The following is a 14192-nucleotide window of genomic DNA, read 5'->3' as shown; positions in this document are numbered from 1 at the left end:
CCTTTCCACCAAACGTTTGTTAGGTGAAGGTAGCAGTGGATCCCTCGCTATGGGAGGTGCCAATTGGCAGCGATCATCGACCTGTCCGGTTCCGTCGCCGTCGTCACCGGCGGAACCCGGGGCGTCGGTGCGGGGATCACCCGCACCCTGCTCGAAGCCGGTGCGCAGGTCGTGACCTGTGCACGACGGGCTCCGGACAAGCCCGTCGAGGCAGCCGGGCGCACGGCCCGCTTCCTCCCGGTCGACCTCCGCGATCCGGAGGCGATCGGGGGATTCTTCGAACGGGTACAGAGTGAGTACGGGCGCCTTGACACCCTGGTCAACAACGCCGGGGGAACTCCCTTTCGGATGCTCGACGAGGGCGCAGCCGAACGCCATGCCCGGGTTGTCGAGCTGAACCTCGTCGCGCCGCTGACCGCCTCCCTCGCCGCGTACGAGGTGATGCGCCATCAGAGCGGCGGTGGATCGATCGTGATGGTCGGCAGCGTCAGTGGGACCCGCCCGTCCCCAGGGACCGCGGCGTACGGTGCCGCCAAGGCGGGCCTGGAGAACCTGGCGCGCTCCATGGCCGTGGAATTCGCGCCCCGGGTACGGGTCAATACGCTCGTCCTCGGCATGGTCCGCACCGAATCGTCCCACCTGCACTACGGGGACGAGGACGGCATCGCCGCCGTCGGCCGCACCGTGCCGCTCGGCCGGCTCGCCGATCCCTCCGACATCGGCGACGCCTGCGTCTTCCTCGCCTCCGACCGCGCCGCGTACATCAGCGGCGCCGCCCTGCACGTCCACGGCGGAGGAGAACGCCCCGCCTTCCTCAACGCCGCCACCGTCAACAACAACTGACCGCCTGACGGGTGTGAAGACGCTCGCCCGCTGCCGACGCAGTGTCGAGGGATACCTGCCCCGGGCGGCTGCCGGAAGACATCCGCTCACCGAAAGGACACACAGCCATGACCACGGGAATCTGCACCGGACGCGTCACCGTCGTCACCGGCGCCGGCCGCGGGCTCGGCCGCGCGCACGCCCTCGCCTTCGCCGCCGAGGGAGCGAAAGTCGTCGTCAACGACCTCGGCGTCGGCCTCGACGGCACGGGAGGGACGGACCAGCCTGCCCAACAGGTCGTCGACGAGATCCGCGAGCTCGGCGGGGAGGCGGTCGCCCACGGCGGGGACATCACCACCGCCGAGGGCGCTGTCTCGCTCATCGCCGCCGCGGTGGACACCTTCGGCCGCCTCGACACCCTGGTCAACAACGCCGGATTCCTGCGCGACCGCATGCTCGTCAATCTCGACGAGGACGACTGGGACGCCGTCATGCGAGTCCACCTCAAGGGCCACTTCCTGCCGCTCAAGCACGCCGCCGCGCACTGGCGGGCCGAGGCGAAGGCCGGCCGTACGCCCGAGGCCCGCGTGATCAACACCAGCTCCGGGGCCGGTCTGCTCGGCAGCGTCGGCCAGGGCAACTACGCCGCCGCCAAGGCCGGGATCGTCGGCCTGACGCTTGTCGCCTCGGCGGAGATGGCGCACTACGGCGTCCAGGTCAACGCGATCGCCCCGGCCGCCCGCACCCGGATGACCGAGCAGACCTTCGCCGACGCCATGGCCGCCCCCGAGGACGGCGCGTTCGACACCATGGCCCCGGAGAACGTCTCCCCCCTTGTCGTCTGGCTGGGCTCCGGCGCCTCTGCCGGAGTGACGGGCCGGGTCTTCGAGGCCGAGGCCGGCCGGATCACCGTCATGGAGGGCTGGCGTCCGGGACCCACCGCGGACAAGGGTGCGCGCTGGACCCCGGCGCTGGCGGGCGAGAGCGCCCTCAAGCTGCTGGCCGAGGCCGAGACCCCCCAGCCGGTGTACGGCGCGCGGTAGCAGCCCCCGTCGGGGCGGAGTCCTCTTCAACGGCCCCGAGAGCCGCCGACCGCGGCCCTCGGGGCCGTTCGCGTCTCGCGTCGCGCCTTTCCCGGTCAGCGGGAATTCGCGCTCCCCGCCCGGAGAGCACCCCGCTTAGCCTCCCGGAACAGCCCAACGCACCGCAGAGGATCCCCATGCTCACGGACCCCCAGAGGCAGCACGCGGCACAGATCCTGCGCTCCGCCGAGCACCGCCGTACGCCGGTCGCCCCGCTGACCGAGGCCTTCCCGGAGATCGGCACCGAGGACGCGTACGAGATTCAGCTCATCAACATCCGGCACCGCGTCGGCGCAGGGGCCGAGGTACGCGGTCACAAGGTCGGCCTGTCGTCGCACGTCATGCAGCAGATGATGGGCGTGGACGAGCCGGACTACGGCCACCTGCTCGACGACATGGAACTGAGCCCGCACCGCCCCGTTCCCGTCTCTCGCTACTGCGCCCCGCGCATCGAGGTCGAGGTCGGCTTCGTCCTCGGCGACGACCTGCCGGGCGAGAACTGCACCCCCGCAGATGTACTCGCCGCCACCGAACGCGTCGTGCCCGCCCTGGAGTTGATCGACAGCAGGATCCGCGACTGGCGGATCTCCATCGCCGACACCATCGCGGACAACGCCTCCTCCGCCGGATACGTCATCGGCGAGGGCCGGGACCCGCGCGAACTGGACCTCAAGGCGATCGACGCGCGGCTCACACACGGCGGTGAGCTGCTGGCCGAGGGCCGCAGCGACGCGGTGCTCGGCGACCCGGCCGTCTCCGTCGCCTGGCTCGCCCGCACCGTGGCCCGCTTCGGCGTGCCCCTGAGGAAGGGGCACGTGGTGCTGCCCGGGTCGTGCACCCGGGCCGTCGACGTGACGGCGGGAGCGACCTTCACCGCCGAGTTCACCGGGCTGGGCCCGGTCTCCCTCTCGTTCACCTGAGGTGATGATGACCAGCAAGACCAAGGCGAGTGCCGCGATCGTCGGATCAGGCAACATCGGCACCGACCTGCTCTACAAGCTGCAGCGCTCTGAACTCGTCGAACCACGCTGGATGATCGGCGTCGACCCCGACAGCGAGGGCCTCGCCCGCGCCCGCCGGGCTGGCCTGGAGACCAGTCACGACGGCGTGGACTGGCTGCTCGCTCAGGACGAGCTCCCCGACATCGTCTTCGAGGCCACGTCAGCCTACGTCCACCGGGCCAACGCCCCGCGCTACGCGGAGCTCGGCATCAAAGCCATCGACCTCACCCCGGCCGCCGTCGGCCCCGCCGTCGTCCCGCCCGCCAATCTGCGCGAGCACCTCGACAAGCCCAACGTCAACATGATCACCTGCGGAGGACAGGCCACCATCCCCATGGTGTACGCGGTCTCCCGCGTGGTCCCCGTGGCCTACGCGGAGATCGTCGCCTCGGTGGCCTCCGTCTCGGCCGGACCCGGAACCCGCGCCAACATCGACGAGTTCACCCGCACCACCTCACGCGGCATCGAGACCATCGGCGGCGCCGAACGCGGCAAGGCGATCATCATCCTCAACCCCGCCGAGCCACCCGTCATCATGCGCGACACCGTCTTCTGCGCCATCCCCGAGGACGCCGACCGCGACGCGATCGCCCTGTCCGTGAAGGAGATCGCCGAGCAGGTCGCCGCCTACGTGCCCGGCTACCGGCTGCGCACCGAGCCGCAGTTCGACGATCCGCGCCCCGAGAACGACGGGATGGCGCGCGTCGCGATCTTCCTGGAGGTCGAGGGCGCGGGCGACTACCTGCCGCCGTACGCCGGAAACCTCGACATCATGACCGCCGCCGCCACCAAGGTCGGCGAGGAGTTCGCCAAGGCGCTCCTCGCCCCGGGCGCGTAAGGAGCACCCGCATGCCCTACTCGGAAACCCTCGACATCCGGATCACCGACTCCTCGCTGCGCGACGGCTCGCACGCCAAGCGGCACCAGTTCACGGCAGAGGACGTACGGAACATCGTCGGCGCGCTCGACCACGCCGGCGTGCCCGTGATCGAGGTGACGCACGGCGACGGGCTCGGCGGCTCGTCCTTCAACTACGGCTTCTCCAAGACCCCCGAACAGCAGCTGATCAAGATCGCGGTGGACACGGCGAAGGAGGCGAAGATCGCCTTCCTGATGCTCCCAGGACTGGGGGTGAAGGACGACATCCGGGCCGCACGCGAGCTCGGCGCGAGCATCTGCCGCATCGCCACCCACTGCACCGAGGCCGACATCGCGATTCAGCACTTCGGGCTCGCCCGTGAGATGGGCCTGGAGACCGTCGGCTTCCTGATGATGGCCCACTCGACCACACCGGAGAAGCTGGCGCAGCAGGGCCGGATCATGGCCGACGCGGGCTGCCAGTGCGTGTACGTCGTCGACTCGGCCGGCGCCATGGTCATGGACGACGTCACCGCCCGGGTCGAGGCACTGGTGGCCGAACTCGGAGACGACGCCGAGGTCGGCTTCCACGGACACGAGAACCTGGCCCTCGGTACAGGGAACTCCATCGCGGCCATCAAGGCCGGCGCCCTGCAGATCGACGGCTCCACCCGCCGCCTGGGCGCGGGCGCGGGCAACACCGCCGTCGAGGCGCTGGTCGCGGTCTGCGCCAAGATGGGCATCCGCACCGGCGTCGACGTACTGAAGATCATCGACGCGGCGGAGGACGTGGTCCGCCCGGTGATGGACGACGAGTGCCAACTCGACCGGCTCGCCCTGCTGATGGGCCACGCCGGGGTCTACTCCAGCTTCCTCAAGCACGCCTACCGGCAGGCCGAGCGCTACGGCGTCTCCGGCGCCGAAATCCTCCTGCGCGCGGGCGAACGGCGCCTCGTCGGCGGCCAGGAGGACCAGCTCATCGACATCGCAGTGGAACTCGCCGCACAGAACTGAGTCCGCCTGCCCAAGGCAGCCGACACTGGAGGGACAAGATGACTGCTCTCAACGACGAGGTCCGGGTCATCGAGGCGGGCAGGCCGCCCACCCGCTTCGCCCGGGGCTGGCACTGCCTCGGCCTGGCCGACGGCTTCAAGGACGGCGAGCCGCACGAGATCGAGGCGTTCGGCACCAAGCTGGTGGTATTCCAGGGCCAAGACGACGGACAACTGCACGTCCTGAACGCCTACTGCCCGCACATGGGCGGCAACCTCGCCCACGGCACCGTCAAGGGCGACGCGGTGGCCTGTCCCTTCCACGACTGGCGCTGGTCGGGCAACGGCCGCTGCGCCGGCATCCCCTACGCGCGCCGCGTGCCGCCGCGCGCCCGCACCCGCGCGTGGACCACGCTCGAGGAGAACAAGCAGCTCTTCGTCTGGCACGACCCACAGGGCAACCCGCCGCCGCCCGAGGTGACCATCCCGCGGATCGAGGGCGCCTTCAGCGACGAGTGGAGCGAGTGGACCTGGAAGACCGTGCGGGTCGAGAGCTCCAACTGCCGCGAAATCGTGGACAACGTCGTGGACATGGCGCACTTCTTCTATGTGCATTACTCGATGCCCACGTACTTCAAGAACGTCTTCGAGGGCCACGTCGCCACCCAGTACCAGGAGACCGTGCCGCGCGAGGACTACAACCTGGGCACGCTGAGCGCCACGCTGCGCTCCGACGCCTCGTACTTCGGCCCCTCATACATGATCGACTACCTCTTCTCGCCGGTGGCCGAGGGAGCCGAGATGGAGATGGCCCTGATCAACTGCCATTACCCGATCGACGAGAACAGCTTCATGCTCCAGTACGGGGCCATCGTCAAGAAGCTGCCCGGGATGTCGGACGAGGAGGCCGCCGAAGCGGCTCGGCTCACCTCGGAGGGCCTCACGGTCGGCTTCGAGCAGGACATCGAGATCTGGCGGAACAAGAGCCGGATCGACAACCCCCTGCTCTGCGAGGAAGACGGCCCGGTCTACCAACTGCGGCGCTGGTACGAGCAGTTCTACGTCGACGTCGAGGACGTCAAGGACGAGATGGTGCAGCGCTTCGAGTTCGAGATCGATGTCACCCGCGCCACCGCGGCATGGCGGGCGGAGGTCAAGGAGAACCTCGCACGCCACGCGGCGGAGAAGAAGGCGGAGACGGGGAAGGAAACCGGATCCTGACATGCAGCCGGTGGAGTGCGTGACCTGCGGCAACCAGGTCCTGTGTGAGAAGTTCAGCATGGCCCACACCTCGGTGCAATGGACCGCCGAGGCGGCCGTCGTCTGCGCGGAGTTCCGCGGCCGGGTGGCCGAGGGCGGGACCACCGCCCGCATCCGGACCTGCCTGGCGCTGCGCGGGAGTATCGACCGTGCGGTCGAGGAAGGCACCCTGGAGGTCGCCGATGCCTGAGCCGAGTGCCGGGCAGGCGACCGGGTCGCGTACGCACCGGCTGTGCGTTGTCGAGGTGATCGCCGAGACGGCCGACGCGCACTCCCTGGTACTCCAGGCACCGCCGGAGAGCACTGGCCGATTCGCCTACCGCCCTGGGCAGTTCCTCACCCTGAAGCTGCCCGGGGCGGACGGAAGGGCGGCCGCCCGCTGCTACTCCCTCGCCAGTTCACCGCACACCGGCGAGCCGCTGAAGGTCACCGTCAAGCGGGTGGCCGGCGGATACGGCTCCAACTGGGTGTGCGACCAGGTGGTGGCGGGGGACGAGCTGGAGGTGCTGCCGCCGGCCGGCACCTTCACCCCCTCCGATCTCGACACGGACCTGCTGCTCGTCGCCGGGGGCAGCGGCATCACGCCGGTGCTGTCGATCGCCAAGTCGGCCCTGGTGAGGGGGCAGGGCCGGGTGGTGCTCCTATACGCCAACCGCGACGAGTCTGCGGTCATCTTCCGCGACGAGCTGCGGGAGCTGACCGAGGACCACCCGGACCGGCTGCTGGTGATCCACTGGCTGGAGTCGCTCCAGGGTCTGCCCGTCGCGGACCGGCTGGCCGCCGCGCTTGCGCCGTACGCCGACCGCGAGGCGTTCGTCTGCGGTCCGGGGCCGATGATGGATGCCGCCGAGCAGGCGCTGCTTGCGCTCGGCGCGCCGGGCGATCGGATTCACCGCGAGCGATTCTTCTCGCTGAGCGGGGACGTCTTCGACGTACCGGCACCGGCAGCCGCAGCCGGTGAGGGCCCGCCCGTCGAGGGAAGCAGCACGGCGTACGTGGAACTCGACGGGGAGATGCGCACGGTCGTCTGGCCGTCGGCAACCCCGCTCCTCGACGTACTCCTGGCAGCGGGGGTCGAGGCCCCCTATTCCTGCCGGGAGGGCGCGTGCAGCGCCTGCACCTGCCGGGTCGTGGCGGGTGAGGTGAAGATGCTCCGCAACGAGGTCCTGGACGACCAGGACATCGCCGAGGGATATGTGCTGGCCTGCCAGGCCCTGCCCCTCACCGACCAGGTCGAGATCACTTATTCCTGAAGGTGAAGAGGCGAACGAAGCGGCACGTCCCGTGAAAGGCGCCGGATCGGCCACCCCAACCGCCCGTCTCTGGAGGAACACATGTCCCGCACCTATCTCATCACCGGAGCGGCCTCCGGCATCGGCAGGGCCACCCTTACCCTCCTGCGCTCGCAGGGGCACACCGTCATCGGGGCCGACCTCAAGGACAGCGACATCTCCGCCGACCTGTCCACCGCCGAGGGCCGGGCCGAACTCGTTACCCGCGCCCGCGAGCTGACCGGTGGCCTCCTCGACGCCGTCATCTCCTGCGCGGGCATCGCGCACTTCGACCCGCTCACCATCAAGGTCAACCACTTCGGCGCCGTTGCCACCCTCGACGGTCTGCGCCCGCTGCTGGCCGCCGGCACTGACCCTCGGGCCCTGGTCATCGGCTCGATAGACTCCGTGCACCCGACCGACGCCGCGATCGTGGACGCCGCGCTCGCCGACGACGAGGAGGCGGCGGTGGCCGCTTCCCGGGCAGCCGTCGACCGAGGTGAAGGGCACCTCGTCTACTCCTCCTCCAAGGCCGCGATCTCCCGCTGGATCCGCCGCTCTGCCGTCACTGACAACTGGGCCGGTGCGGGTATCCCGCTCAACGCCATCGGCCCCGGCGTGATCATCACGCCGATGACCCAGCCCCTGCTGGACGACCCCGAGATGCGCAAGCTCGTTGAGCAGAGCGCGCCGATGCCGCTGCACGGTCACGCCCGCCCCGAGCAGATCGGCCCGCTGATCGCCTGGCTGACCTCCCCCGAGAACACTCATGTAACCGGACAGGTCGTCTTCGTCGACGGCGGTGCCGACGCCGTCCTGCGCGGCGACCGCACCTGGTGACGACACCCATCGAGGACGACGCCGACCCCGAAGTCCCCGGTGCCGTGCGGGCCTTCGCGATCGACGGCAAGGTCGTCGCCCGCGAACACCTGCTGGACCGCGATGCCGACGCCCGCTGGTACCGCTGCATCCTCCTCGATCCGATGGTGCTGCCGGTCGGCGTCTACGGGGCGACGCTCGCCGTACACCCGCACGCCGACGGTGCCGAGGTCCGGTGGCCCGCCGCATACCAGGGCCCGGACGAGGTGGTGCTGTAGGTGCCGTCGCTCTTCGGCGACGGCACCTACGGCACCGGTCTCGACGCTCTGCGGACGCGCTTCGCCCGAGGCTGATCCGATCGCTCCAGCTCACCGGGGTGTGAGCGCGACCCGCAGGTCACGCTCACACCCCGGTGAGTGCTCTTCAGCTCACGGTGAGCCGCTGCCGTCACATCCAGTCGCTGAAGCGCAGCCAGGACATCATGTTGTCCATCGCGGGCTGCGGAACACCGGGCGCGGACACCTCGGCCGTATTCGCGGGCTTCTTCGTGTGCCGCCCCGGCCCGAACATCGCCTGCCACACCGACCGCGAGCAGCCGAGCACGGCGGGTGCGATCCGCTCCAGCTCCCGGTGGGCGCCGTTGCCGCACACCGAGATGGCGGCGACCGCCCTGCCCGCACCGCGCAGCGGTGCGGCCACGCAGAAGACCCCCCGATACCCCTCCTCGTAGTCGAACGCCACCCCGCGCTCCCGCACCATCGCCAGCTCGCCGCGGAGGGACATGGGGCGGGTGATGGTACGCGGCGTCCGCGGCCGCAGCCCATGCCGGATTACCTGCTCCACCAGCGGGCCGTCGCTGAAGGCCAGGATCGCCTTGCCCGCCGCCGTGCAGTACGCCGGTTGCCGCCCGCCCACCCGCGACGGCAAGCCGGAGTCTTCCGCCCCGCCGATCCGCTCCAGGTAGACCACCTCGGCGCCGTCGAGCACCGTGAGGTGCACCAGATGACCGGTGGACTCGTGCAGCGCGTGCAGATGGGGCAGCGCCGCCCGCCGAAGCCGGTTGTGGTGTGAGGCCAAGGCGCCGAGTTCCAGCATGCCCATGCCCAGCCGGTAGTCGCGGCCCTCGCGCTCCAGCCAGCGCAGCTGCACCAGCTGATCGAGTATGCGGTGTGCGGAGGAGCGAGGAAGGCCGGAGCGCTGCACGACCTCGGTCAGTGTGAGCCGGGGCCCCGCGCTCTGGAAAGCGCTCAGCACCTTCGCCGCCTTCTCCAGCAGGGACGGCGGCGGATGTCCGGCCTCGACAGCATGCGTCGTCATCGGCACCTCCCATACGGACAGCCGACACACCTCAGGCGGCGGCCGTAATTTCCGACAATGTGGGGAGATTGTCAGCGGATCCCACCTACTGGGAAGAGGGTGTTCCGTTTCGAAACAGTAACGCGTAGGTTCCCTCCCGTCACCCAGGATTACCTGAGGGCCCGAGGACCTGAGAGGGATGTGCATGCGCGACGACGACGTACTCGCAGCGGTCCGCGAACTCGCCCCCGTCCTGCGCGAGCGAGCGGCTGTGTCCGAGGAGCAGCGCCGCGTGCCCGACGCCTCCGTCAAGGAGCTCGAGCAGGCGGGCTTCTTCCGACTGCTCCAGCCCAGGGCTTACGGCGGACTCGCCGCCGACCCGGCCGTCTTCTACGCCGCGGTGAAGGAGATCGCCAAGGCGTGCGGCTCGACCGGCTGGGTCGCCTCCATCGTCGGTGTGCACCCCTGGCACGTGGCCCTGTACGACCCACGGGCCCAGGAGGAGGTGTGGGGTGAGGACAGCTCCACCCGGATCTGCTCCTCCTACGCGCCCACCGGGGCGGTCACTCCAGTGGACGGCGGCTTCCGCATCTCCGGCCGCTGGCACTTCTCCGCCGGCTGCGACCACGCCCGGTGGGCCTTGCTCGGCGGCCTCGTCACGGACGGTGAAGGACGGCCGGTGGACATGCGCACCTTCCTGGTGCCGTGCACCGACTACCGTGTCGACGACGTGTGGGACACCGTCGGTCTGTGCGGCACCGGCAGCAATGACATCGTCGTCGACGACGCCTTCGTCCCCAACCACCGCATCCTCGGCTACGGCACCATGGCCGCACTGACATGCCCGGGACACGAGGTCAACGCCGAGCCGCTGTACCGGCTGCCGTACCCCGCCGTCTTCACCACCACCATTTCGACCTCGATCGTCGGCATAGCCGAGGGCGCGTACGAGGACTACATCGCGGCGACCCGCGAGCGCATCGGCGTCTCCTATGGACAGAAGGTCGCCGAGGACCCCTTCGCGCAGGTGCGCATCGCCCGTGCGGCCTGCGACATCGACGCAGCTTGGCTGCAGCTGACCCGCAACATCGCCGACCTGTATGCGATCGCCCGGAGCGGCGAGACACCGTCAATCTCCCTACGCGCACGGGCCCGCCGGGACCAGGTGATCGCCACCGAACGTGCGGTCGCGGCGATCGACCTGCTGATGGAGAACGCCGGCGGCGGCATCATGCGCAAGGGCGGCAACGCCCTGCAGCGCGCCTGGCGGGACGTGCACACGGGCCGCGGCCAGGCGGCCAACGACGTGGAGCGGGCGCTCATCCTCTTCGGCCAGGACGCGCTCGGCATCGCCATTCACGACCCCATGTTGTGATCCTCGACGGCGCGTCCGCGCTGCGTTTAGCGAACGCCGCGTATCGAGAAGGCAGGCGCGCCCACTCTGTACGACGTCGAGGGCTGCGCTCCGTGCGTACGTCTACGCCTGCGGGCGCGGCCTTCGCATTCCCGCACCGCCGCCTGCCTCGATTCCACCGCGGATGGGGGACCTCCCAGCGGCCGAACCGTTCGGGCAGGTCACGCCACTGCACCCCAGTCCGCACCCGGTACAGAATCCCGTCGATCACCTGCCGGTGATCCCGCCACCGACCACAACGCCTATTGCTCACCGGCAGGAACGGCCGCAGCCGTTCCCACTGGGCATCTGTCTGATCACCCCGCCCCATGCCCAGAACAACGACCTGGGCCACCCGAGACAGTCACATGGTCCGCCGGACAAGTCCTAGCTAGTCAGCCGGGCGCGCAGCCCCCGTCACCCCCTGTCCGACTGTTCCTTTAGACCCGTTCCACGCGGGTGGTAAGAATAGGGAATGATTGGGAGTTTTTGGGCGATTCTCAGCCTCTTTGTTCTACCCGTCCATGGGCCGACGCCCCGGCGGACGGCGCGAGCCTCCCGGCGCGCGAAACGAGCGGCAGGACCGGCCTGTGGGTGAGCAGAAGGCGTCATGGGGCTCGTCGGTGCGGCGGACGCGTTCCCTGCTGGGCGTGCGCAGCGTCGCGGCCCAGGTGTTCATCCTGCAGCTGGCGGTCGTGGTGCTGCTGGTGGCCGCCGCCGTGGTGGCGCTGGTGCTGCAGGCCCGGCGCGACAGCACGCAGGACGCCCGCCACCTGTCGTTTGGCGTCGCCCAGGCGTTCGCGAACTCCCCGGGATTCCTGGACGCACTGGACAGCCCCGACCCGTCCGAAGTGCTACAGCCACGAGCCGAAGCGGCCCGGAAGGGGAGCGGCGTCGACGCCCTCGTCATGTACAAGCTGGACGGGATCACCCTCACCCACCCCGACCCGGATCGAATCGGCAAGCACGTCGTCGGCCCCTTCGAGAGGGCGGCAGCCGGTGAGGCCTACACGGACACGTTCACAGCAAGCCAGGGCCCATCCGTGATCTCGTTGGTCCCCGTCTTCGACGTCGACGGCACGGTCGTCGCCATCGTCACGTCCTCGGTCACGGTCGAGAACGTGGACGACGTGGTGGAGCGGCAGATGCCGGTGCTGATCGGAGCGGCCGTAGGCGCGCTCGTTCTGGCCGTGGGCGGGTCGGGGCTGGTGAGCCGGCGGCTGCGGCGGCAGACCCGCGGTCTGGGGCCGGCCGAGATGACCCGCATGTACGAGCACCACGACGCGGTGCTGCACGCGGTGCGGGAGGGGGTGCTGATCCTCGACGGGGACGACCGGCTGCTGCTGGCCAACGACGAGGCGCGGCGGCTGCTTGAGCTGCCGGCGGACGCGGAGCGGCGGCTGGTCAGCGAGCTGGGGTTGGAGGCGGGGATGGCCGAGCTGCTTGTCTCGGGGAGGGCGGTCAGCGACGAGGTGTGCCAGGCCGGGGAGCGGTTGCTGGCGGTCAACGTGCGGCCCACCCCACCGTACGGCGGCCCGGCTGGCAGTGTGGCCACGCTGCGGGACTCCACCGAGCTGCGGGCGCTGGCGGGGCGGGCGGAGGTGGCCCGGGCGCGGCTGACGCTGCTGTACGACGCCGGGGTACGGATCGGCACCACCCTCGATGTGGTGCGCACCGCCGAGGAGCTGGCGCAGGTGGCCGTTCCCCGATTTGCCGACGTCGTCACCGTCGACCTGCAGGAGCCGGTCCTGCGCGGCGACGAGCCGGCCGGGCCCAGCACCGAACTGCGCCGCACGGCGATGAGCGGCATCCACACCGACCACCCCCTCTACCCCGTCGGTGAGCTGATCCGATTCCTTCCCTCCACCCCGCAGGCCGCCGTCGTCGAGCGTGGCCACACCGTGCTCGAGGCCGACCTGGCCGCCTCCGACGGCTGGCGCGCCCAGGACCCCCAGCGCACCCAGAGGGCCCTGGACCACGGCCTCCACTCCCTGATCACCGTGCCGCTGCTGGCCCGCGGGGTGGTGCTCGGGGTGACCAACTTCTACCGCGCGGAGCCCTCCGAGCCGTTCGGTGAGGAGGATCTGGCCTTCGCCGAGGAGCTGGCGGCCCGGGCCGCGGTGTGCCTGGACAACGCCCGCCGCTACACCCGCGAGCACGCCACGGCCGTGACCCTGCAGCGCAGCCTGCTGCCCCACGACCTGCCCGAGCAGTCCGCCGTGGAGGTGGCCCACCGCTACCTGCCCGCCCAGGCCGGGGTGGGCGGGGACTGGTTCGACGTCATCCCGCTGCCTGGCGCCCGGGTGGCGCTGGTGGTGGGGGACGTGGTCGGCCACGGCCTGCACGCCGCGGCCACCATGGGCCGGCTGCGCACCGCGGTGCACAACTTCTCCGCCCTCGACCTCCCCCCGGACGAACTCCTCGCCCACCTGGACGAACTGGTCGCCGACCTCGACACCGCCGAAGCCGCAGGGGACGAGAGCGAAGGCGTCACGGGCGCTACCTGCCTGTACGCCATCTACGACCCGGTCACCGGGCGGGCCACGGTGGCCCGGGCTGGACACGTGGGCCCGGCCCTCGTCCACCCCGACGGCACCGTAACCTTCCCCGACGTGCCGGTCTCCCCGCCGCTGGGGCTGGGCGGCAGCCTGCCCTTCGAGACCGCCGAGCTCGAGCTGCCCGAGGGCAGCCGGCTCGTCCTGTTCACCGACGGGCTCGTCGAGGACCGCAGCCGCGACCTCGATGCCGGCCTGCAGCTGCTGCGCGACGCCCTGACCGGGGCGGACCGCACCCCGGAGCAGACCTGCCAGGCAGTCGTCGAGGCCCTGCTGCCGCCCAGCCCCAGCGACGACATCGCTCTGCTGGTGGCCCGCACTCACCTGCTGGGCCCGGACCGGGTCGCCGAGTGGGAAGTGCCCGCCGACCCTGCGGCCGTGGCCCCGGTCCGGGCCGCCTGCGGCCGCCGCCTGGAGGCGTGGGGGCTGGAGGCGATCGGCTTCACCACCGAGCTGATCCTCTCCGAGCTGATCACCAACGCCATCCGCTACGGGGGCGAGCCCATCAGCGTCCGGCTGCTGCACGACCGCGCCCTGGTCTGCGAGGTATCCGACGGCTCCAGCACCTCCCCGCACCTGCGCCGGGCCGCGGCCACCGACGAGGGCGGCCGGGGTCTGTTCCTGGTGGCCCAATTCGCCGAGCGGTGGGGCACCCGCTACACCCCCCGCGGCAAGGTCATCTGGACCGAACAGCCCTTGCACGATGGCGCGGCGGAACCCGGTACGGACCTCGGCGACATCTTGCTGGACCAATGGACTGACACAGAGCTTTGAGGCGGCGCCGACTCCACTGCCGAATTCAGGCCTCCGCCATAGGCAGGGCCCATGGATGCCTGCTGATCG

At 70.5% G+C, this 14192-nt stretch carries 13 protein-coding genes and 1 pseudogene; 12 read left to right on the top strand and 2 right to left on the bottom strand.

Features of this window, described 5'->3' with window-relative positions; genetic code table 11:
• Positions 1 to 63 precede the first annotated feature (63 nt).
• The 10 genes from RCO28_RS26790 (at position 64) to RCO28_RS26745 (ending at position 8383) form a co-directional block, all read left to right on the top strand.
• On the top strand, positions 64 to 843 hold the full coding sequence (locus RCO28_RS26790) for an SDR family oxidoreductase (protein WP_308943835.1): 780 nt from the start codon (positions 64 to 66) through the stop codon (positions 841 to 843).
• A 107-nt stretch (positions 844 to 950) separates the two neighbouring features.
• Positions 951 to 1865, top strand: coding sequence for an SDR family oxidoreductase (locus tag RCO28_RS26785; RefSeq protein WP_308943834.1), 915 nt, complete (start codon positions 951 to 953; stop codon positions 1863 to 1865).
• 176 nt (positions 1866 to 2041) lie between these two features.
• Entirely contained in the window at positions 2042 to 2824 is a 783-nt protein-coding gene (locus tag RCO28_RS26780) for a 2-keto-4-pentenoate hydratase (RefSeq protein ID WP_308943833.1), read from the top strand.
• Positions 2825 to 2831: 7 nt separating this feature from the next.
• The gene (locus tag RCO28_RS26775) at positions 2832 to 3743 is read left to right on the top strand and encodes an acetaldehyde dehydrogenase (acetylating) (protein WP_308943974.1); all 912 of its coding nucleotides are present in this window, start codon (positions 2832 to 2834) and stop codon (positions 3741 to 3743) included.
• Between the two features lie 11 nt (positions 3744 to 3754).
• Positions 3755 to 4777, top strand: coding sequence for a 4-hydroxy-2-oxovalerate aldolase (dmpG, locus tag RCO28_RS26770; RefSeq protein ID WP_308943832.1), 1023 nt, complete (start codon positions 3755 to 3757; stop codon positions 4775 to 4777).
• Positions 4778 to 4815: 38 nt separating this feature from the next.
• Positions 4816 to 5976, top strand: a complete 1161-nt coding sequence (locus RCO28_RS26765; protein ID WP_308943831.1) for a Rieske 2Fe-2S domain-containing protein — start codon at positions 4816 to 4818, stop codon at positions 5974 to 5976.
• A gap of 1 nt (position 5977) precedes the next feature.
• Entirely contained in the window at positions 5978 to 6205 is a 228-nt protein-coding gene (locus RCO28_RS26760) for a hypothetical protein (protein WP_308943830.1), read from the top strand.
• Positions 6198 to 7268 carry a ferredoxin--NADP reductase gene (locus RCO28_RS26755; RefSeq protein ID WP_308943829.1) on the top strand — a complete coding sequence of 357 codons (1071 nt, stop codon included), beginning with the start codon at positions 6198 to 6200 and terminating at the stop codon, positions 7266 to 7268. Before RCO28_RS26760 ends, RCO28_RS26755 begins: the two co-directional genes overlap by 8 nt.
• Before the next feature lie 81 nt (positions 7269 to 7349).
• The gene (locus tag RCO28_RS26750) at positions 7350 to 8126 is read left to right on the top strand and encodes an SDR family oxidoreductase (RefSeq protein ID WP_308943828.1); all 777 of its coding nucleotides are present in this window, start codon (positions 7350 to 7352) and stop codon (positions 8124 to 8126) included.
• A complete protein-coding gene (locus RCO28_RS26745) occupies positions 8123 to 8383 on the top strand; it encodes a hypothetical protein (protein ID WP_308943827.1) in 261 nt (86 codons plus the stop codon). Before RCO28_RS26750 ends, RCO28_RS26745 begins: the two co-directional genes overlap by 4 nt.
• Before the next feature lie 169 nt (positions 8384 to 8552).
• Here the strand turns inward: RCO28_RS26745 and RCO28_RS26740 are convergent, their stop codons facing one another.
• On the bottom strand, positions 8553 to 9422 hold the full coding sequence (locus RCO28_RS26740) for an IclR family transcriptional regulator (RefSeq protein ID WP_308943826.1): 870 nt from the start codon (positions 9420 to 9422) through the stop codon (positions 8553 to 8555).
• 184 nt (positions 9423 to 9606) lie between these two features.
• Between RCO28_RS26740 and hsaA the strand changes: the two genes are divergently transcribed.
• A complete protein-coding gene (gene hsaA / locus RCO28_RS26735) occupies positions 9607 to 10776 on the top strand; it encodes a 3-hydroxy-9,10-secoandrosta-1,3,5(10)-triene-9,17-dione monooxygenase oxygenase subunit (protein WP_308943825.1) in 1170 nt (389 codons plus the stop codon).
• Positions 10777 to 10927: 151 nt separating this feature from the next.
• On the opposite strand, the pseudogene RCO28_RS39435 reads toward hsaA, so the two are convergent.
• A pseudogene (locus RCO28_RS39435) lies at positions 10928 to 11125 on the bottom strand (transposase); the annotation flags it as partial.
• A 193-nt stretch (positions 11126 to 11318) separates the two neighbouring features.
• Here RCO28_RS39435 and RCO28_RS26725 point away from each other — a divergent pair.
• Positions 11319 to 14123, top strand: a complete 2805-nt coding sequence (locus RCO28_RS26725; protein WP_374991255.1) for a SpoIIE family protein phosphatase — start codon at positions 11319 to 11321, stop codon at positions 14121 to 14123.
• The last annotated feature ends 69 nt before the right edge of the window (positions 14124 to 14192 follow it).

Origin of the sequence: Streptomyces sp. LHD-70 (genome assembly GCF_031157275.1) — a bacterium.
Lineage (GTDB): Bacteria > Actinomycetota > Actinomycetes > Streptomycetales > Streptomycetaceae > Streptomyces.
Note: the sequence above shows the minus strand (reverse complement) of the source record. Positions and strands in the feature narration are given on the sequence as shown.